A 20,877-nucleotide genomic window follows, 5' to 3' on the forward strand; every position below is an offset into this window, starting at 1 on the left:
TTTTCTTTATGTCTATTGAAGTTGAAAACATCAGCAAATTATACGGCTCTCAAAAAGCGTTAAACAACATTTCTTTTAAGGTAAATAAACCTGAAATTGTCGGTTTTCTTGGTCCAAATGGCGCTGGAAAATCAACGATGATGAAAATTTTAACCACGTTTATTGAAGCTTCTGAAGGCCATGCTAAAGTAAATGGTTTTGATGTAAATTTAGACAAGCAAAAGGTGCAGCAAAGTGTTGGTTATTTGCCAGAACATAATCCATTGTATTTGGATCAATATGTTAGAGAATATCTTGGTTTTAACGCAGCTATTTACGGTGTTGATTCCAAGCGTATTGATGACGTTATTAAATTAACAGGGATAACGCCAGAAGCTCATAAAAAAATTGGTCAACTTTCCAAAGGATACAGACAACGCGTAGGTTTGGCAAATGCTTTATTACATAATCCCGATGTATTGATTTTAGATGAACCGACTACGGGTTTAGATCCGAATCAGTTAGTGGAAATTCGTAATTTAATTAAAAGTATAGGTAAGGAAAAAACGGTATTTCTTTCTACCCATATTATGCAGGAAGTGGAAGCGATGTGCGACCGTGTGATTATTATTAGTAAAGGTGAAATTGTAGCCAATAAAACCTTGAAAGAATTGCGCGACGACAAGGAACAAGTGGTTCTTGTAGAGTTTGATTATCGTGTAGAAATAATTTTTCTTGAGAAATTACCACACGTTAAAGAAGTAGTAAATATCCATGATTTTGTTTATGAAATTACCTTTGCAACTTCAGAAGATATGCGTTCTCATGTTTTTGATTTCGCTCATGATAATGAATTAAAAATCCTGCAATTAAATCAGAAAAACGCGAGTTTGGAAAGTTTGTTTCGGGAATTAACGGCTGATACGAAAGCTATTCAAGAATAAGTTGTCCTTGATAATGCTGCACCACTTGCAGTATTGGAGGCGTATTAACCGAAATAAGATTTCCAGTTCCATATAAATCACCAATAAGTTCTTGCTGCGGATTTACAACCATATCATTACTACCTCTATGGTACACTTTTACTTTTTGAGCAATTAAATTTCGACCTTCAAAGCGACCAATTCCAGAATAAAAACCAATTGTAGCGTTTTCAACAGCTCCGGAAATATAAAAAGATGATAGATTATTTGAGGTAATAGATAGACTGGTAGCGTTTATAGCCATTCTAAAATCTCCAATGGTGAATGCATCTGTTTGGTTGAAATTTTCGGAAATAAGACTTAAGTTCGGGTAATTTAAAATACCATCTGAAGATACTTCAAACTGCGAGGAATTTCTAATAGATTTTATATTGGGTGCCGACACATATATTTTTGTGATCCCAAAATCACGCACCATATTGCAGGTGTTTGTATCGGTTAATTGCAATTCTTTACCCACAACACGAACTTCAACGTCATTTAAAAGATTCTCCCCTGTTTGAATGATAACTTTAAAATTGGCCGCTTCTTTGACAATTAATTCCACATCCCGATTTACTAAAATAGTTTCAAATTCTGGCACTATTACTTCGTGCTGAATAGTTGTTCCTGCATTTTGAAAACAGTCATTTGCATCTTCACTACTGCATGAAAATATAGTAATTAGTAAAACTAGATATGTTAGTTTATTCATCATAATTATAAACGGATTCCGACGCCAAATTCAACAGCTTCGGCTTTTGCTCCATGTGATTTCAAAGTTAAAGCGCCGAACCATTTTTCGCCAAAATAGCGTTTTAAACCAATTCGAAGATAGGTTTGTCCTTCAAAATCATAAGGATAATAAACGTAATAACCGAATTGCGTAACAATTGACGACTTATTAATAAAAAGCTCATGCCCTACAAAAAGTCCAACGCGTTTCCAGTCTTCATCACCTGAAATATCTTCTTCAGGAAAAGAAACGGATTTGTAATAAATTAATTCCTCTAGAAATTTAGAGAAAAATACATCCGCACCAAATTGGATGGCACTTTTATGGCTCAAGCGTTTATCTGCATAAGCCGAAACGATGTAAAATGGAAATTGACCGCTTCCAACCACATCACTTTCATTGATCCCAGACCTGAAAACCATATTAAATTTAATAGGTTCCGTGAATTTTTCTTTGGTTATATTGTAAATATATTCTGAATCTTCCGCATCCATATTATAGGTAACACCCACATTTAAGGCAATAGTGTTGACGCTGGTATTTGGTGCTTTTACGTTAGCATTGGAATAATGAATTAAGCTTAATCCAGCCTGTACACCAAACCGCTCAAAGATTCGTTCGCGCTTATAATTCAACATTACATAGGTGCTACTTAAAAGCGCCGTTCCGAAAGCATTATTTTTTGGGTTATCATATTTGTCATAAGGATTGGTTGTATAACCTAAACCTTGGCCAATTCGCAACATGACATTTCGCTTTAAAAAGTAGAAATTATAATGCGCATACAGCGAATAATTAGTTCCTAAAATATCATTTTTTAAATTTTGATAGGCAAAAGAAACACCATAATCCGGATAGCCATAACGTTGCTCCCACGCTTCATTCCCAAAGGTTTTTTTATTCCAACTGAAAATAAAACCTTCCGGATGACCTTTAATAAGGTGTAGAATATCCGTATTATGAACTGCAATATTGCCTTTAAATTGATTTAAATCGAAATAGGAATTCGTGGGTTTATCTTGTGCAAAAAGCAAAGGAAAACTTAAACAATATAGAAACGTAAAAAAGTACCTCATTTTAAAACTTGTGGCGCAAATGTATGTAATTTCTTAAAAGTAAATTACTTTAATTTTTGAAGCGCGTTTTCTAAAAGTTCAAAAACAGTATCAATGTCTTCTTTTTTGGCTGTTCCTACTGATAAGCGAAACCAATTAGAATCAGTAGACGTTCCGAAAGCATAAAATGGTACCAGCGCTAATTTAGCGTTATGCAATAAATAGCCCGTTACATCTTGAATGGTTTTAAGAATTGTTCCTGTTGCTGTTGTTTTCCCAATTAAATCAAATTGAACCGTTAAGTATAAAGCGGCTTCTGGCTGAATGGCGCGAACCGGAAAACCTTTGGTTTGCAAATCGTTAAAGCCTTTATAAAAAGCAATTAAACGGTCGTTCAATTCACTTTTTATATGGGTCAAATATGCTTGTACATTTTCAGTTTGATTTAAAAAAGAAGCCGTTGCTAATTGTTCCGGTTTTGGCGCCCAAGCACCAATATGAGTTAACATAGCTTTCATTTTATTAATAACATGAGCGGGACCAAAAGCCCAACCTACACGCACGCCTGTTGCTGCAAATGCTTTGGAAATACCATCTATAAAAATGGTGTAATCATGCATGGCAGGAACCAATTCTACCGGATTATAATGCACGGTATCACCATAGGTTAATTGCCAATAAATCTGATCATATAAAACATAAACGGGTTTTTCGTTTAATGAATCCCGGCGTTTATTTTCTGTTATAACTAATTCCGAAATTTCGGTTAGTGCTTTTTTAGTAAAGGTTGTACCGGTTGGATTTAAAGGCGAACATAAAGCTATTAAATTCACATGTTGAATATGTGGTTTTATATCTTCCGCAGTTGGCATAAATTTATTTTCAGCTTTGGTTTCTAAAACCATTGCTTTATTTCGCGATAAATAGGTGTAAGCATCATTATTCCAGGATGGCACGGGATATAGAACCGAATCGTCAATATCTAAAATGGTTTGATAAGCGGCGTATATTAAAGGTCGTGCGCCTCCAGAAATTAAAATTTCTTCTTTAGAATAGGTCTGTTTTAAATTTTCCGTCAAATAATCTGACACCGCAATACGCAAGGCTTCCATTCCATTAGCTTGTGGATAGTTGGTTTGATTATCATTGTAAGCTGAAATAATTTCAGTTTTCAACGCTTCGGGAATTGGAAAAATATCCGAATCAAAATCACCGATTGTTTGGTTATAAATTACTTCGCCTTGGGCTTTTAAGGCGTTGACTTCACCAGCAATTTTAATAATTTCAGATCCTTTTAATCCTTCCGCTAATGTTGAAATTTTCATGTTTCTTACGTGTTTTGTCAAAAATAGGGTTTCTAAACCATATTATTTGAAATGCTTCATCAATTTTAAAATACTAATGAAACAATAATTATATGTGACTATTTTAATGTTTAAATTAAGAATATAAGACCTAATGAATCATTTCTTGAACTGCTTAATTGGTGTTTTTCGCCAATCTCAAAATATCACCAAAAACGCCTCGTGCTGTCACATTTTTTCCAGCGCCAGCGCCTTGAATAACCAAAGGTCTTTCGCCATAGGATTCTGTAAATATTTCAAAAATAGCATCCGATCCTTTTAAAGACCCGAGTGTCGAATTTTTAGGTACAGAAACTAATTGCACATCTAATTGACCTTTACTTTGAAATAAATCGCCAGACAAATCACCAATATATCTCAAAACATGATCTGGTTTTTGTTCTTCCTTTTTATGTTGAAATGTTTCATTTAAATCTGACAAATTCTCCAAAAACTGTGAAGCTGAAATATCTCTAAACTCTTTAGGAATTAAATTTTCTATATGAATGTCTTCAAATTCATTTTCTAAATCTAACTCACGTGCCAGAATCAATAATTTCCGAGCCACATCGTTTCCACACAAATCTTCGCGGGGATCTGGTTCTGTATAACCTTGATCAATAGCTTCCTGTAAAATCTCTGGAAACGGTCTGTTTTCCGAAGAAAAGGCATTAAACAAATAACTTAAAGATCCCGAAAAAATACCGCGGACACGTGTAATATTTTCACCAGACTCGTGTAACAATTTAATCGTGTCAATTAAAGGCAATCCCGCACCAACGTTGGTTTCATATAAATATTCCTTTTTGTTTTGAACTAATTTTTCTCTCAACGTTTTATAAAAACTAAAAGAAACAGTATTGGCAATTTTGTTAGATGATACTAAATCAAAACCAGCTTCTACTAAAGGTATATAATTCTCAATAAAATCAGTATTAGCGGTATTATCCACCGCTATCAGATTTTCTAAATGGTGTTTTTCAGCATAGTCAATAATCGCTTGAGCAGACGTATTGGGAATACCATTGGTTTCTAAATTTTGTTTCCAATTTTGGTCTATTCCTTTTTGATTTAATAGAACCTGTTTAGAATTTGCAATGGCAAAAACGCGCAGTTGAATGTTTCTACGCTTTAATATAGATTCCGCATTTTCTAAAATTTGATTAATTAAGGTACCGCCAACCAAGCCTTTCCCAAAGATGGCAATGTTTATTTTTTTTGCGACCCCAAATACTTGTCCATGAATAACGTTTAACGCTTTATGCAAGTGATTCTTCTTAACCACTATACTTACATTTTTCCGCGAAATCGTGTTATTGAATAATAACGGAACTATGTGGTTTTTTATGAGCGCATTATAAGGCTGATGAAATTTGCTCAAATCCAATCCAATAATAGAAATGACTGAAACATCATCAATAATGGAGATTTTATGGACGTCTTTGGTGTAAAAGTCGTTTTCAAACTCCTGCTCCAGAGCAGCCACCGCATCCTTTGCACGATTGGCAGCCACCATAAAACCAATGCCACGTTCCGATGATCCTTGCGCAATAATACTCACACTAATATGATGAATACTCAACGTTTTAAAAATTCTAGCATCTACTCCTATTTTTCCTAGAAGTCCGCGGCCTTCAAAATTAATAAGCGACACATTATCTAGAACTGAAAGCGATTTAATGCCTTCAACAGTTGTTTTTGAAGTGATTAAAGTGCCTTTATCCTCTGGATTAAAGGTGTTTAAAATTCGCAGATTGATGTTTTTTTCAATAAGCGGCACAATGGTTTTAGCATGTAAAATGGTCATTCCGAAATTGGCTAACTCATTGGCTTCACTATAAGATAATTGCTCTATCTTCTTGGCATCTGCTACTAAATCTGGATTGGCTGTATAAATTCCATTTACGTGTGTGTAACTTTGTAACTCTTCAGCATCTAAATAATTCGCCAATAAAGAGGCTGTATAATTACTTCCATTACGTCCTAAAGTAGTGGTTTGGTTTTTTAAATTGGAAGCAATAAATCCGGATACAATATGAACCGTTTCCCTATTATATTTTTCGAAATGTGCTTTTACATTTTGCTCTGAAATAGCTAAAATGGGTTGCGCATCTCCAAAATTGGCATCTGTTTTTATGAGAAGCCTGGCATCTGTGGCATGTGCTTTTATTCCGCGTTCCATTAATAATTGCGCGACGATTTTTGTTGCTAGTAATTCGCCTTGCGCCAAAACTTCATCTTTAATTTTTTCACTATAATCTTCCAATAAGCTTACGCCTTCTAAAAGGGTGTCTAATTTTGAAAATTCTGCAGAAAAATCAACTGATTTTAAAGGTTCAGTTTGATAGGTTTTAAAAGCCTCTAATGCTTCTTTATATGCTTTATTAGTTGCTGCTTTTTCAAGAATAGCCTCTAATTCATTGGTCGCATTTCCTCTGGCAGAAACAACAACCGCCATATTTTGTTTGTCTTTTACTTTGGACTCTATAATAGAGAGAACTGTTTTCAAGCCGTTTCCGTTTGCTAAAGATTTTCCTCCAAATTTTAATATTTTCATGTTCTTTCGTTTTGTTTCAGGTTTAAAAATTCCTGAAATAATTTTTTCTAATTGATCAAATTCTATCAAAAATGCATCGTGACCGTGAATAGAATGGATTTCATTATAGGTGACATTCGGGTTTGTTAATGCCAGTTGTTTTTGTGTTTCTCGATTTTCTTCGGCTGTAAAAAACAAATCTGAATCCACACCGATAATATAGATGTTGGCTTGAATGTTATCTAAAACAGCTAAACTATGTTCCCCTCCATTGGTAACGTCAATTGTTTTTAGCAATTGATTCATGAGTTTATAGGACGCCAATTGGTAGCGTTCTTGTAATTTTTTACCGTGATGCATCAACCAACTTTCCACATTAAAAATTTGTAAATTGGTATTTTTAGTTCGTTGAAAGCGTTCTTTAAATGAAGCTGGCGTTCTATAACATAACATAGCATGCATCCTGGCATCATGAACCGGATTACTAGAATTAACGAGAAACTGCTCTTGAATTTGGCAGTTTGCAATAAGCCAATCCGTCGCTTTCCAATCAGTTGCTACAGGAATAAAATGGATTGCTAAATCTGGTTTTACGGCTAACATTTCCCAAGCAATTCCACCTCCTAATGAGCCGCCAATAATAGCAAATAACGTATCTATTTGAAGTGCTTTTAAACCCCATAAAAAAAGATTTGCAATATCCTTTGCAATGAAACTTTTGTAGTCTTTAATGATAACATCATCATACCCGTTTCCAGGAATATTAAAAGCTAGAATCGTATAGAAATTAGTATCGATCGCTTTGTTCGTTCCAATAAGGTCTTTCCACCAACCTTCTTCACCTGACACATTACTATTTCCTGTTAACGCATGATTAACAAGCACAATTGGCGCGGCGCCCAAAGGTTTACCAAACAGTTGGTAAGACAATTTTAATGAAATTGTCTTACCGCTAACTGTGGTAAAGTTTGAAATAGGAATAAACTTTAGTTTCGACATTTATTAAATGGCATATTGTTTTTGTACACTCACTTTTACTGGCGTTATATTGGTTAAATTGTCTTTAACGGGACAGCGCTCTTCAACAATTTTTAACCAAGCCACTAATGTTTCTATGGAGGCATCCGTTTCAGGAATTAACTTTAAATCAATACCCTTAAACCCCGCTCTTTCACTATTAGAAAATCCGAATAATTTGTTAGGATTGATATTTCCAGTAACTTCTATAGTCAACTTCCTAATTGAAAACCCCAATTCTTTAGCTACCAAATGACCAACAACGTTGACACAACCGGCTAAACCAGCTAATAAATATTCTACGGGATTTGCATTTTCATCGGTTCCGCCCAAATCTTCGGGCTCATCAATAACCAACTTAAACTGTCTTGTTTTTGCAATAAATTTTGCTGCTGAAGAACTTTCTCCCTTTAGACTAAATATTAAATCGCTCATAAATCTCTTTCTAGACGTTAGTTTCATTTTGCAAAACCGTTTCAGTAACTATTTTGAATGTTGCTTTTAAATCGGCTTTTAAGTCGTCTATATTTTCAATACCAACCGACAGTCTGATTAAATCTTGAGAAACACCTGCACTTGCTTGAGATGCTTCATCTAATTGTTGATGAGTGGTACTAGCAGGGTGAATAATTAATGATTTGGTATCACCAATATTAGCGAGTAAGGAAAATATCTTGGTGTTATCAGCTATGGTTTTAGCGGCCTCAAAACCACCTTCCACGCCAAAAGTAACCATCCCGCTTTGTCCATTTGGCAAGTACTTTTTAGCCAATTCATGGTATGCACTCGTTTCTAAACCAGGATAATTTACCCACGTAACTTCAGGCTGCTCTTGTAACCATTTGGCTAGTTCCAAAGCATTTTCACTATGTTTTTTAATCCGAATTTCTAACGTTTCTAAACCTTGAATAATATTAAAAGCGTTTGTTGGACTAATGGCACCACCATAATCACGTAATCCTTCTAAAATTAATTTGAAAGTATAAGCAGCGGCACCCAAAGCGTCATGATAAACCAAACCATGATAACCTGCGGAAGGTTCTGTAAATTCCGGAAATTTCCCACTGGACCAATCAAAATTTTCTCCATCAATAATAGCGCCTCCTAATGATGTGCCTTGTCCGCCAATATATTTTGTCAAGGAATGAATAACAATATTTGCACCGTGTTTAATAGGATTTAATAAGGCTGGTGTTGCAACGGTATTATCCACAATAAAAGGGACTCTTGCTGCTTTTGAATGTTTTGAGATAGCTTCTAAATCCAATACATCTAACTTCGGATTCCCTAAAGATTCTACAAAAAATGCTCTGGTGTTTTCTTGAACCGCTGCTGCAAAATTATCAGGATTGGAAGCATCCACGAATGTGGTTGTAATACCTAGTCGTGGTAAAGTAACATTCAATAAATTATAGGTTCCACCGTACAAACTACTAGCGGCAACAATATGATCGCCTGCTTTTAAAAACGTTAGCAATCCTGTGGAAATAGCAGACATTCCTGAAGCGAAAACCACGGCTCCGATGCCGCCTTCAACAGCGGCTAAACGGTCTTGTAAAATTTGATTGGTGGGATTGTTTAATCTCGTGTAGATAAACCCTAATTCTTTTAAAGAAAAAAGATTGGCTGCATGTTCCGAATTATTGAAAACATAGGATGTAGATTGGTAAATTGGCACGGCACGTGTACCGCCGTTTTTTGTCACATCGTGACCTGCATGCAACGCTCTGGTTGCGAAATTTTGAATACTCATTTTTCTAGTTTTTTTGAGTTAATAAATGATTAAACCAAAAGTCAAATAGGCTTCAATTGAAGCATACCTAATAGAAAAATGTTAAAAAGAAAATACGAACTACTATTGAGTAATTACGTTTGCGTTATCTATCCAATTTTTAATAAATGAATTAAAAATTAAGTAGAATGTAGCACCTTCTTAAATTTGAGATTCCTGCTTCCGCAGGTATTTAAGGGTTGCTAAGGCTTCAACGGGTCTAATCCCTTCACCTTTCTTGATAACATTTTCGGAATATTACAAAATACTCCTTCAGTAAATTTTTGAACTTTGTGAGCACAAATATTGCAACACAAATGTTTATAAACCAAATTAAATGTGAAAAAAAGTCTAAAAAATGTTTGTTCCATTTTAATTTCATACTTTTGCAAAGTAATATTAAAGAGGAAAAATTTGTCTGATTGCAACCTCTTCAAACCATTGGCTTTCGCTTAAATGCTGCCGGATTTGGATTGAAATTAAATGCTAAAGCAGTTTTATTCTACTACTCTAGCAGGCTCTTGTAATCACTCGGTTTTTTTCACAATGTTTAACACATAAATAAGTGATACTATGCCCTATTTATTTACTTCAGAAAGTGTTTCTGAAGGCCATCCAGATAAAATTGCCGATCAAATAAGTGACGCATTAATTGATAATTTTTTAGCTTTTGATCCCGAATCAAAAGTAGCTTGTGAAACGCTTGTAACAACTGGTCAAGTTGTATTGGCAGGTGAAGTAAAATCTAAAACCTACCTAGACGTTCAGAAAATTGCTCGTGATACCATTAACAAAATTGGCTACACTAAAGGTGCTTATATGTTTGATGGTAGTTCGTGTGGTGTGTTTTCAGCTATTCACGAACAATCCGAAGATATTAATCGCGGAGTAGATCGTGAAAGCAAAGAAGAACAGGGTGCCGGCGATCAAGGTATGATGTTCGGTTATGCGACCAATGAAACTGACAATTATATGCCATTGGCATTAGATTTGTCTCACCGATTATTATTGGAATTAGCAGAAATACGCCGAGAAAACAAAGACATTATGTATTTACGCCCGGATTCAAAAAGTCAGGTAACTATTGAATATAGCGATGATAATGTGCCGCAACGTATTGAAGCCATTGTGGTTTCAACTCAACACGACGAATTTGTTTTACCGAAATCTCAATCCAAAGAAGATAAAAATGTAGCTGAAGAAGAAATGGTTGCAAAAATCAACAAGGATATTAAAGAGATTTTAATTCCGCGTGTGATTGCTAAATTACCAGAACATATTCAAGTATTGTTTACGGATAATATTAAATACCATATCAACCCAACTGGGAAATTTGTTATTGGTGGACCACATGGTGATACGGGCTTAACAGGTCGTAAAATTATTGTGGATACTTATGGTGGAAAAGGTGCTCATGGTGGTGGTGCTTTTTCAGGAAAAGATCCAAGTAAGGTAGATAGAAGTGGTGCTTATGCAACTCGACATATTGCTAAAAATTTGGTTGCTGCAGGTGTTTGTAGTGAAGTACTTGTGCAAGTGAGTTATGCTATTGGCGTTGCTGAACCAACCTCAATTTATGTAGATACCTATGGAAGTTGTCCGTTTAACATGACCGATGGCGAAATAGCAACCAAAGTGAAAGAGATTTTTGATATGCGACCATTTGCTATTGAAAAACGTTTAAACCTGCGTCAGCCTATGTACAGCGAAACTGCGGCTTATGGCCATATGGGTCGTAAAAATGAAACCGTGAGCAAAACCTTTGAGCAATTTTATGGCGGCCCAATAACTATGGATGTTGAATTGTTTACTTGGGAAAAATTAAATTATGTGGATGATATAAAAGCAGCTTTTGGGTTGTAATCTTATTTTTAAAACATATTTTAAGAAGCCTCGAAACTTAAGTTTTGAGGTTTTTTTATGCAATTTGCTCTAGAATGTCTATGAAATCTGAATAGGTTTCATAGACAGTAAGCCTAATAAGAATACAATATATTTATTTGTGATTTTCATGTAGCTTTCTTGAAGTAGCAAATTCATTAATTTAATAATTTAATAATAAAACCAGGATTTCATATCCTTTTCCGCACTTCGTAATAATGAAAAATTAAAATGCCTACAATTAATTGTAATGGAAAGATAAGTACATTAGCTCAGTTGATCATGCTAGGCACTATTTGAAAATGAAAAATAAAACGATTTGTTCTTGATTTCAAAAGAAAGAAAAATTTGAAAGAAAACTAATAGGATTAACTCCGTTGATCCTACAGTACACTTCTTGAAAATGAAAAATCAAACTGCTATGCAGTTTATTTTTTTATTTCCATAAAAAATGATTTTGAGTAAACTCAATCATAAATTATGAAAACAAAAAAATCCACACAACCGTGTGGATTTTCCGAGTTAAAGTGGGGAGAGCAGGATTCGAACCTGCGAAGACGTAGTCAGCAGATTTACAGTCTGCCCTCGTTGGCCGCTTGAGTATCTCCCCAAAATCGATTGCAAATATATTATAGTTTTTATCTTTTCTAGCCAAAAAACTAGACTTATTTCTTTCAAAAACATAAAAAACTCATCCTGAAAATGTTAGTAATTCATGAGACGTTTGGGAATATGTTTTTTTAGAGAAATAGTCTAAAAAACTTAATATTTAGAAAGGTTTTATTTCAAGCCGTTTTCAATATTCGGCTGTAAAGCAGCTTTAACCTCTCGGGTTTATAACCGCATTTGAATAAAGCCACCATCAGTAAATTACATAAATTGACTTTCACATAGGAATTGTGCTCATATTTTCTGGCTGAAACTATCAAATTATTTTTAACAATTAAATAGGGTGTTTTCGCCTTTTTCATACGTTTAAAAAACTCGAAATCTTCCATAAGCACTTGGTGTTCATCAAAAGAATCTAATTTTTTAAATACTGCTTTTTTAATAAATAAGCATTGGTCGCCACCGCCGGTAAATACACCATCGGTTTTTGTGAAATGCGCGTTTATTTTCAACCAAAAATTATCGGTATCAAACTGATAGGAAAAAAATCCCGCATCAAATCCGGATGCTATTGTTTCTTGAATATTATTAAAAAATCCTTTTGGAGGCAAAACATCAGCATGGAGAAAAACGAGAATATCTCCAGATGCTATTTTAGCAGCTTGATTCATTTGAAAAGCACGTCCTTTTTCCAGACATTTTTCTATTAATACATTCGTAAACGGAAAACCGGAAGTGTTTAAAGCAGCAGATTCTGATGATAAGGCAATTACAATTTCAACATTAAAATTTTCAGTAAGCGCTACTAATCGCGGCACTAAAACGGCTAGATTTTCCGCTTCATTATGAGCGGGAATAATTACCGAAATTTTATTATTTAAAACCATATACAAGAAATATACGTAAATTTATAACATAGGGATTGCTATACAGACTACAAATTGACGGCTTTAAAATTCCTACCTTATAAAAAATAATTTTATGAAAACCACCCTATTAAACAAATTAACCTTATTTATCACGCTACTTGCGCTATCGTTTAGTACTGCAGCTCAAACTAATTTAAACAAAATAACGGATTTTAATGAACTATCTGAACAGTTTTTGAAAGACATCAAAAACGGAAAAGACACTGAAAATATTCAAGATAAATTAGAAAACACCACTTTAGAAGCATTAATTGCCGGTTTAAAAACGGATCAAGAAAAGCTGGCCTTTTGGGTGAATATTTACAACGGTTACATTCAAGTTATTCTTCAAAAGAACCCTGATTTATATAAAGATCGCGGTGAGTTTTTCAAAAAAAAGCAGATTGCTATTGCAGGCGAAATGTTATCATTTGATAAAATTGAACATGGCATTATTAGAAAATCGCAATGGAAATTAGGTTTAGGGAAAGTTCGAAAATTATTCCCTAATAAGTTTGAACGCAAACTCCGAGTAGATGCACGTGATTTCAGAATCCATTTTGCCTTAAATTGTGGGGCTAAAAACTGTCCGCCTGTGGCTATTTATTCTCCAGATAAACTGGATGCCCAATTTGACATGAGTTCTAGGAATTATTTAATGAAAACAACTTCATTTAATGAAGACGAGAAAACAATAACTATTTCACCTTTATTCAATTGGTTTCGTGGCGATTTTGGAAGTAAAAATGATATTAGAGCTATTTTAAAATCCTATGCTATTCTAGATTCAACAGAAAAGATTTCAATAAAATACGGTGATTATGATTGGACTTTAGACTTGGATAACTGGACCGAATTTTAAAATATAACTTCTTAAAAAAATTGACTCCGCATTTTAATTGAAACTCAATTTTAATTAAAAAATCCTTCTCTTATAACCAGAGAAGGATTTTTTTTAACTAAATAAAAGACTTTGAAAATTACTTATCAATACCGCCTTTACGTTCTGGTGAACGCAATTCTGGCCAAGTACGTTGCTCACCAGTTCTAGAATTAACTGGTAAGATAATTTTTTCAGAAGATGCTCTGTTTGGATCTTCACAAGCCATGTACACTAAAATAGCCGTTAAAATAGCATTGCTTCTTACATCATCGAAAACAATTTTATCATAGGTATCTCTATTTGTATGCCATGTGTAATTCCAATAAGACCAGTTTAGAGAACTCAAGTTAAATGAAGGTGCTCCAGCTGCTACAAACGAAGCATTATCCGATCCACCACCACTTGGAGAACCTGGGAAATCGGTTTCAATATGCTTGGAAATATCATTTGGAACGGCCTCTAACCAACGTGACAAATACTCATAAGCATGTAAAAATCCAGCACCTGAAAGGTTAACCACGCGACCTGTTCCATTATCTTGATTGAAAACTGCTTGCGTATTTTTTACAATTTCAGGATGATCCTCTACAAACGCACGAGAGCCATTTAAACCTTGCTCCTCACTTCCCCAGTGACCAACTAAAATGGTTCGTTTTGGATTTGGATACACTTTTTTTAGGATTCGCAAAGCTTCCATCATAACCAAAGTTCCTGTACCATTATCGGTTGCACCAGTTCCACCATCCCAAGAATCAAAATGTGCAGACATGATCACATACTCATCTGGCTTTTCAGATCCTTTTATTTCCGCAATGGTATTATAATTTGTAGCGACACCCAAATCTTTAGATTCGGCTACAATTTTAACTTTCGGCTTGCTACCATATTCTACCAAACGGTATAACATGGTGTAATCTTCCAATTCAATATCTACCGTTGGGATTTTTTCTGTTCTTGCACTAAAAATTTTATTAGCACCAAAGCCTTTAGACCAATACGATGCTATAATTCCAGCTGCTCCAGCTTTTTCTAAAGCTTGATCTAAAGTTCGAGAACTGTAACCCATACGTTTTATATTGGCATACCATTCTTTCGATAAAGAATCGCGTTCTTTTTTCATTTTCGCAAAAGATTCTTCCGTTGCAAATTCTTCCCAGTTATAATCTGGGCGACCTGTTGGTTGATATATAGAAGTCATTACCAATTTACCTTTAACACTCTTTAACCAATTATTAAATTCCAGAGAATCCTTAACGGTTGGAAGTATGATAACTTCTGCAGTTACTCCTTTAGATCCTGTACTTGGATTCCATGCTAATTGCATACCATCTAGGGTTTGAATTCTAGGATGAACCATATCAATATGTGTAATGCCACGTTCCCAAGCACGCCATTCTCCCCATTTTTCATTTCTAGCAGAAATGTCCCATTTACCATATTGTGCAACAGCCCAATCATTGGCTTGTTTCATTTGTGGTGTTCCTACTAAACGAGGTCCAATAACATCTAGCATCTCATGTGCTAAACGTTCTAATTGCGAATTTTCTGTGGCTTCTTTTACAATGCTTTCCACAACCGCATCTGTGTTTTGTGCTTGCGTAAACGTCATGGAAATCATTGCCAATGTGGCTAATGCGTACTTAAAAATAGTCTTCATAATGATTGGTTTAAATTATTAATATATGACTCTACAAAATACATCATTTCTTTAAGAAAAACTGTTAAAATCGAGGCGAAATATTCCTCAAAAAAAAAGAGACGTCAAAAAATTAACGCCTCTTTAATAAATTTAGAAATTGTAATTTTATAAATTATAAACCACTCGTAACGTTACAAAACGAGGTTGGATATAATAATCGTTGGTACTAACTGATAATGAGCCAGTACTTGTTTGACTCTGGGATTTTGTATTCAATAAGTTAGTCGCTTTCATTTCAAATTCCCATTTTGCATCTGCATCTTTTCTATAGGCTAAAGATGCATCCCAGAAATCGAAACTATTAATTTTCCCAGCTTCATCACTCAATAAATTATACTCATAACTAGATTTCAAGGTGAGGGTTTTCCAGATTAAAGCATCAAACTCTAATTTTGGCGCATTGGTATAAAATTTTGTACGTCTACTTCCTTGATCGTTATCCTGAATTCCATAGTTATAGCTAACTTCAAAATTTGGTGCTTCTTTGAAATTTGATCTTAAAGATGCAGTATAAGACTGGTTATAATTTTCATTAACCGAACGGTTATTATTAATAAACTGATTGAACTTATTATAACTAAAATTAGCACGCGCAGTTGCACGTAACTTCCCGAAAGCACGCTGAAAACTACCGCTTGCAGAAAAACTTTCGTCAGTAAAATTCGAATTAAAAGGTGTTCCTACACTAATAACACTTCCAGGTTGAAACTCGGAGGCAGTTCTAATTTGGTCAATATTTTTTGTGTAGTTAACACGCGCAAATACATTGGTATAGTTGAACATATTAAAACTAAAATAGGAAAGACTGACATTGTGCGCTATTGAACTTTCTAATTCCTGATTACCACTAAAGAAAGAATTATACCTATTAAGCACCAAACCTTCTGCAAGCTTATTAACATCAGTAAACTGGGTTTGCATACGGTAATTGAAGGTTAACGTTTCACTCTTTTTAAATTGAATACGTGTATTAAAATCTGGTAAAATTCGGAAGAAATTATCCGTGTAACTCACACCAAATTGGCTGTTTTTAGAACTATAAGCATGTGCAGATAAGCCAGGTGTTATAGTAAAAATACCTGCTTTTAATTGATAATGTAGACCAACATATAAATCAGTGAAGGTGTAGTCCGTATCATTTACCGGATCATAATTTGTTGGCTGATTATCAATTGTTGAACCATCATCTAAAGTCTGAAAAATGTTGGAGTTGAATTTCTGATTACTCAAAATAGTACCAAACGTCACGTTTATATTACTCTTATTATTCAATACATTCCAATAATCTAACTTCGCATCTAATTGATTGGATTTGACACGTTTGTCTTGTGATAAATCATATCTGGATTGATTCTGATTCATACCTAAATCTTCAGCAGTATCATCATAAGGGTCATTTGGAATGTCCATATTATTGGTTGGATCATTCGCTATTAAGGCATTATAAAAGGGGTCTTCATCTTTAAAAAGATGTGTAGCTTCAAAAGCAAAAATATTTTTTTCGTTCAGTGTGTAGTAATAATTCAAATTCTGATTAAGACTAAACGGATTGGTATCTTCATTTTGAGCAATACCACCAACTACTGTAGAAAACACATTTTGCTCTTGTGTTTCTTGAGACATGCGACCTAATATTTCATAATCTAACTGATTGCTAGCATTCGGCTTATATTTCGCACTTAACTTTAACATCCCTAAATCGCTACGTTGTGTAGTATTGCTTTCGGTACGTTCGTCTGGAATTCCAAGTTCGGGATCATTATAAATAACATTACTATTTTCCTGTAGAAGGATTTTGTTTCCAGTATAAATTCCAAAACCACTTAAATCCAATTTATCATTTGGCGAATAACTAAAGTTTGCCGCACCAAAACGTGCATTTATTTCTTTAGCACGATTATTTTGAAGGGATAAAAAACCTAAACCATTATCGCTTAAATTTAAATTGGTTCCACTGCTTTGACTTGGTCTATTAAAACCACCAGCGAAGTTAAAATAATCACGACGCGTAAAAGCTAATTCTCCAATATTATTAATGTCTCCAATAACATTCACACTATATTTGGGACTATAATAAAATAATTTGGGTTGTGCCAAATACAAACCGTTGTCGTCTGCAACGCCTGCTCCTGCCGTAATGGTCCCGAACCAAAACGCTTCTTTACCTTCCTTTAGTTTAATATTAATGGCTATATTATCTTGATTGTTTTGAACACCACTTAATTGGCCAACTTCGGCATAATTTTTAAGAACTTGCACTTTATCAACAGCATTTGCCGGAATGTTTTTAGTAGCTAATTTAGAATCGCCATCAAAGAAGTCTTTTCCTTCTATCATGACTTTAGAAACCACCTTCCCTTCTACTTCAATTTGTCCGTCAGCATTTATTTCAACACCTGGTAAATTTTTAAGAACGTCCTCTAGTTTTCGTTCAGTACCTGTTTTAAAAGAATCAGCATTATAAATAAGTGTATCACCTCTAACCGTAACTGGCATTTCGTAAATGAGTTCCACTTCATCTAAAGCATTATCATTTTCTAGAGTAAAATCTCTAGTAATAGTTTCTTCTTTAGTTGTTACGCTGACATCAGTAGTTTTCATACCAATATAACTCACCTGAATTTTATAATCCGTATTTTTTTCTAAAGTCAACTTGTAACGACCTTGTTCACTGGTAATTCCGTACGAATCTAGTTTATTAGTTAGTTGATTAATAGCAATAACATTAGCTAATTCTAAAGGATTTCCGATGCTATCTTTGACAACGCCTTCTATTTTTACTTGGGAAAAAGTGGCGCATCCTACAAAAAGTAGAATAGCCGTTAGTACATGTTTCATTAGATTTATTTTGGTTGTTTGTTTAAAAAATATTTTGACTTTTGTCTGCCTATACTATACCTGACATATAGTACATATCAGCCATTTTTTATTTAATACAAATAAAGTTGACAGTAATTAATTGGCATAAAAAAATTAACGTCCACGACCACCACCGCCTCTTCCGCCATTCATTTCGCGCATTTCTTCTATTTTCTGTTTCGTAATGGTATTGTACTCTTCACGTGTTACTTCTTTTCCTTTAGAAGGCTTTTTAATTTCATCTTTATCTGAGGGATTCATGATGATTTTAGAACATAGCATGGTTGTTTTATCCGCATTAATTTCTAATATTAATCCTGGAAGCCCCCAATATTCACCTGGTCCATTATTGACAGGAACTTGAGGTGTATACCAAGCGGTAACAATAATTTCTTTTGGTATTTCTATATCATCCATAAAGTCTTTGGTTGCTGACTCGGTTTTTGTAGAATCTTTTGCCGTTTCAACACCAGTTTCTTTCGCCTCCTTATCTTCCTTATTATTGTCATTATCTCTGCCTCCTCTGCGCATGCTTGTCCAATCAAATTCATCCACTTTTTTAACAGCTGTTGCTTTAAAGCATAGGTATTGACCTATTTGTTTTGTTTCTCCACTTAATTCCCAGTCCAAATCTTTTAACTCATCCACAACAAGAAATTGCTTTCCAAAAAACTCCTGTTCTTGAAGCATTTGTTTGTCTTTAATATTCTTGTATTGGGCTCCACCAATAAAACTACCCATCATTCCAAAACCTCTTCCACTACCAGGAGCTTCTAATTTTTCTTCTTCTTTATAGATTGATTCTGTTTGTGAAAACGTCAAAACATAGGTTTTTTCTAGCATGGTTTTCATACGTTCCGTGATTTGCTTTTTCTGCTGTTCGCTCATTTCACGTCCACCCAAATTATCTAAATCCATAGTGGTTTTAGTTTGGTAATATGCCTTGCCTTGGAAGTCTTGTTGCGCGTAATTGTAAGTAGAAGTCGTTACTATTAAACAAACAATTGCGATGTATTTGTAGAATTGATTCATGTGAAAATTATATATGATTTATTAATATTAGCGTTAATTGTCACCAGTTAGACTCTGAAACTGTTAAAATGTAAAACCTAAAACTGTTAATATTTTCTTAAATTAATGTATTCTGAATTCAAAATTTATAATCCAGAGTTTGGTTTGAATTTTGTACTTTTCAAACTTCATGAAAGCAATCACATTTTTAATAACTCTTTTATCACTATCAGCATTTTCGCAGGATAGCATTGCCACATTTAGTAAGGCGAAATTTCCTTTAGAAGTTGAAACCATAATAGGTGTTGATAATTTTGGCACCAAGTATTATGAAACAAACAATGTTTTTTACAAAAAAACAGATGAAAAAACCATCAATTATAGTAATGTTCAATTAGGGCAATTAACGTCTGTTGATGTATTTAATCCACTAAAAATTATCCTGTATTATAAAGATTTCAATACCGTTATTATTTTAGATAATCGCCTAGCGGAAATTTTAAGAATTGATTTCAATACGGTTCAACCATATAAAAATGTCAGCTTTGTTTCATTAGGAAATGATAATACCATTTGGATTTTCAATCTGGACAAGCAGCAAATGGAATTGTATGATTATAAAGCAAAAACCGTTAGAGCAACGACGATGCCCATTGTATCGCCCACTCTTTCTGTAACCAGCAATTATAATTATGTTTGGTTGCTCACGGAAAACTACATCTATAAATACAGCTATTTTGGAAGTTTACTTTTTAAAATTCCGAATACCGGTTATACGCAAATCTTGGAACGCCATGATGATATTTTACTTCAAAAAGAAAATAGTCTCTATTTTTTAAATGATAAAACCCAAGAAATAAGCCCAATTAAACTACCTATTTTGTTAATAAATCAGTTTTTAGTAACGGGTGAAACTCTGTATATTTACGATTCGAAAATTCTTCATGAATTCGAAATAAAAAACTAAAGCGTATGCATGTTGCAGTAGCCGGAAATATAGGCGCAGGAAAAACCACACTTACCAAATTATTAGCTAAACATTACAAATGGGAACCGCAACTTGAAGACGTTGTGGACAACCCGTATTTAGACGATTTTTATAACCAAATGGAGCGTTGGAGTTTCAATTTGCAGGTTTACTTTTTAAATAGCCGTTTTCGTCAGGTAAATCAAATTCAAGCCAGTGGAAAGGATATTATTCAAGATCGTACTATTTATGAAGATGCTCATATTTTTGCACCAAATTTGCACGCTATGGGTTTAATGACCAATAGGGATTTTGAAAATTACCGTTCTTTATTTGACTTGATGGAATCTTTTGTTAAAGGGCCGGATTTACTGATTTATTTACGAAGCTCAATTCCTAATTTGGTGAGTCAAATTCACAAACGCGGTCGTGATTATGAAAACAGCATAAGCATCGATTATTTAAGCCGCTTGAACGAACGTTACGAAGCATGGATTCATGGTTATGACAAAGGAAATTTATTAATTATAGATGTAGATAACATGGATTTTGTTGCTAACCCAGAAGATTTAGGTACGATAATAAACAAAATTGAAGCTCAAATTCACGGGTTGTTTTAAGACTTTTTTATCCATTTACGTATACCGACTAATTGGGAAGC

The 20,877-nt window shown here is 34.2% G+C and carries 15 protein-coding genes, 1 tRNA gene and 1 riboswitch; of the genes, 5 read left to right on the plus strand and 11 right to left on the minus strand.

What is annotated here, in order from left to right; all coding sequences use genetic code 11:
• Window positions 1-8 precede the first annotated feature (8 nt).
• On the plus strand, window positions 9-923 hold the full coding sequence (gldA, locus tag ES674_RS00325; RefSeq protein ID WP_148401998.1) for a gliding motility-associated ABC transporter ATP-binding subunit GldA: 915 nt from the start codon (window positions 9-11) through the stop codon (window positions 921-923).
• On the opposite strand, the gene ES674_RS00330 is transcribed toward gldA, so the two are convergent.
• From ES674_RS00330 to ES674_RS00355, 6 genes are all read right to left on the minus strand, one after another.
• Window positions 910-1,659 (minus strand): head GIN domain-containing protein, encoded by a 750-nt coding sequence (locus ES674_RS00330; RefSeq protein WP_148401999.1) that lies wholly within the window; start codon window positions 1,657-1,659, stop codon window positions 910-912. The genes gldA and ES674_RS00330 overlap by 14 nt on opposite strands.
• 2 nt (window positions 1,660-1,661) lie before the next feature.
• Window positions 1,662-2,753 (minus strand): acyloxyacyl hydrolase, encoded by a 1,092-nt coding sequence (locus ES674_RS00335; protein ID WP_148402000.1) that lies wholly within the window; start codon window positions 2,751-2,753, stop codon window positions 1,662-1,664.
• A gap of 44 nt (window positions 2,754-2,797) precedes the next feature.
• Window positions 2,798-4,057, minus strand: coding sequence for a pyridoxal phosphate-dependent aminotransferase (locus ES674_RS00340; RefSeq protein ID WP_148402001.1), 1,260 nt, complete (start codon window positions 4,055-4,057; stop codon window positions 2,798-2,800).
• Between the two features lie 154 nt (window positions 4,058-4,211).
• Complete coding sequence (gene thrA, locus ES674_RS00345) at window positions 4,212-7,610, minus strand: bifunctional aspartate kinase/homoserine dehydrogenase I (protein ID WP_148402002.1); 3,399 nt, start codon at window positions 7,608-7,610, stop codon at window positions 4,212-4,214.
• Window positions 7,611-7,613: 3 nt separating this feature from the next.
• Window positions 7,614-8,063: an OsmC family protein gene (locus tag ES674_RS00350; RefSeq protein ID WP_148402003.1), complete on the minus strand. Its 450-nt coding sequence runs from the start codon at window positions 8,061-8,063 to the stop codon at window positions 7,614-7,616.
• A gap of 10 nt (window positions 8,064-8,073) precedes the next feature.
• Complete coding sequence (locus tag ES674_RS00355; RefSeq protein ID WP_148402004.1) at window positions 8,074-9,381, minus strand: O-acetylhomoserine aminocarboxypropyltransferase/cysteine synthase family protein; 1,308 nt, start codon at window positions 9,379-9,381, stop codon at window positions 8,074-8,076.
• A gap of 121 nt (window positions 9,382-9,502) precedes the next feature.
• Window positions 9,503-9,647, minus strand: a riboswitch (SAM riboswitch).
• Window positions 9,648-9,972: 325 nt separating this feature from the next.
• Between ES674_RS00355 and metK the strand changes: the two genes are divergently transcribed.
• The gene (metK, locus tag ES674_RS00360) at window positions 9,973-11,262 is read left to right on the plus strand and encodes a methionine adenosyltransferase (RefSeq protein WP_148402005.1); all 1,290 of its coding nucleotides are present in this window, start codon (window positions 9,973-9,975) and stop codon (window positions 11,260-11,262) included.
• 546 nt (window positions 11,263-11,808) lie between these two features.
• Here the strand turns inward: metK and ES674_RS00365 are convergent.
• Window positions 11,809-11,890, minus strand: a tRNA-Tyr gene (locus tag ES674_RS00365).
• 175 nt (window positions 11,891-12,065) lie between these two features.
• Complete coding sequence (locus ES674_RS00370; RefSeq protein WP_148402006.1) at window positions 12,066-12,776, minus strand: glycosyltransferase; 711 nt, start codon at window positions 12,774-12,776, stop codon at window positions 12,066-12,068.
• A 94-nt stretch (window positions 12,777-12,870) separates the two neighbouring features.
• On the opposite strand from ES674_RS00370, the gene ES674_RS00375 reads away from it, so the two are divergent.
• Window positions 12,871-13,659: a DUF547 domain-containing protein gene (locus tag ES674_RS00375; RefSeq protein WP_148402007.1), complete on the plus strand. Its 789-nt coding sequence runs from the start codon at window positions 12,871-12,873 to the stop codon at window positions 13,657-13,659.
• Window positions 13,660-13,777: 118 nt separating this feature from the next.
• Here ES674_RS00375 and ES674_RS00380 read toward each other — a convergent pair whose 3' ends face one another.
• From ES674_RS00380 to ES674_RS00390, 3 genes are all read right to left on the minus strand, one after another.
• The gene (locus ES674_RS00380) at window positions 13,778-15,289 is read right to left on the minus strand and encodes a M20/M25/M40 family metallo-hydrolase (RefSeq protein ID WP_394348495.1); all 1,512 of its coding nucleotides are present in this window, start codon (window positions 15,287-15,289) and stop codon (window positions 13,778-13,780) included.
• Window positions 15,290-15,484: 195 nt separating this feature from the next.
• Window positions 15,485-18,217 carry a carboxypeptidase regulatory-like domain-containing protein gene (locus tag ES674_RS00385; protein ID WP_148402009.1) on the minus strand — a complete coding sequence of 911 codons (2,733 nt, stop codon included), beginning with the start codon at window positions 18,215-18,217 and terminating at the stop codon, window positions 15,485-15,487.
• 135 nt (window positions 18,218-18,352) lie between these two features.
• A complete protein-coding gene (locus tag ES674_RS00390) occupies window positions 18,353-19,270 on the minus strand; it encodes a GLPGLI family protein (protein WP_148402010.1) in 918 nt (305 codons plus the stop codon).
• Window positions 19,271-19,439: 169 nt separating this feature from the next.
• Between ES674_RS00390 and ES674_RS00395 the strand changes: the two genes are divergently transcribed.
• Window positions 19,440-20,216, plus strand: coding sequence for a hypothetical protein (locus tag ES674_RS00395; protein ID WP_148402011.1), 777 nt, complete (start codon window positions 19,440-19,442; stop codon window positions 20,214-20,216).
• A 5-nt stretch (window positions 20,217-20,221) separates the two neighbouring features.
• Entirely contained in the window at window positions 20,222-20,836 is a 615-nt protein-coding gene (locus tag ES674_RS00400) for a deoxynucleoside kinase (RefSeq protein WP_148402012.1), read from the plus strand.
• Window positions 20,837-20,877 lie beyond the last annotated feature (41 nt).

This window comes from Bizionia myxarmorum (assembly GCF_008086205.1).
GTDB lineage: Bacteria > Bacteroidota > Bacteroidia > Flavobacteriales > Flavobacteriaceae > Algorimicrobium > Algorimicrobium myxarmorum.

Coding starts and splice junctions, on each gene's coding strand:
- ES674_RS00335 (WP_148402000.1), bottom strand. CDS start 2,753: ATGAGGTACTTTTTTACGTTTCTATATTGTTTAAGTTTTCCTTTGCTT.
- thrA (WP_148402002.1), bottom strand. CDS start 7,610: ATGTCGAAACTAAAGTTTATTCCTATTTCAAACTTTACCACAGTTAGC.
- ES674_RS00370 (WP_148402006.1), bottom strand. CDS start 12,776: ATGGTTTTAAATAATAAAATTTCGGTAATTATTCCCGCTCATAATGAA.
- ES674_RS00340 (WP_148402001.1), bottom strand. CDS start 4,057: ATGAAAATTTCAACATTAGCGGAAGGATTAAAAGGATCTGAAATTATT.
- ES674_RS00380 (WP_394348495.1), bottom strand. CDS start 15,289: ATGACGTTTACGCAAGCACAAAACACAGATGCGGTTGTGGAAAGCATT.
- ES674_RS00385 (WP_148402009.1), bottom strand. CDS start 18,217: ATGAAACATGTACTAACGGCTATTCTACTTTTTGTAGGATGCGCCACT.
- ES674_RS00375 (WP_148402007.1), top strand. CDS start 12,871: ATGAAAACCACCCTATTAAACAAATTAACCTTATTTATCACGCTACTT.
- ES674_RS00395 (WP_148402011.1), top strand. CDS start 19,440: ATGAAAGCAATCACATTTTTAATAACTCTTTTATCACTATCAGCATTT.
- ES674_RS00400 (WP_148402012.1), top strand. CDS start 20,222: ATGCATGTTGCAGTAGCCGGAAATATAGGCGCAGGAAAAACCACACTT.
- gldA (WP_148401998.1), top strand. CDS start 9: ATGTCTATTGAAGTTGAAAACATCAGCAAATTATACGGCTCTCAAAAA.
- ES674_RS00390 (WP_148402010.1), bottom strand. CDS start 19,270: ATGAATCAATTCTACAAATACATCGCAATTGTTTGTTTAATAGTAACG.
- metK (WP_148402005.1), top strand. CDS start 9,973: ATGCCCTATTTATTTACTTCAGAAAGTGTTTCTGAAGGCCATCCAGAT.
- ES674_RS00350 (WP_148402003.1), bottom strand. CDS start 8,063: ATGAGCGATTTAATATTTAGTCTAAAGGGAGAAAGTTCTTCAGCAGCA.
- ES674_RS00355 (WP_148402004.1), bottom strand. CDS start 9,381: ATGAGTATTCAAAATTTCGCAACCAGAGCGTTGCATGCAGGTCACGAT.
- ES674_RS00330 (WP_148401999.1), bottom strand. CDS start 1,659: ATGATGAATAAACTAACATATCTAGTTTTACTAATTACTATATTTTCA.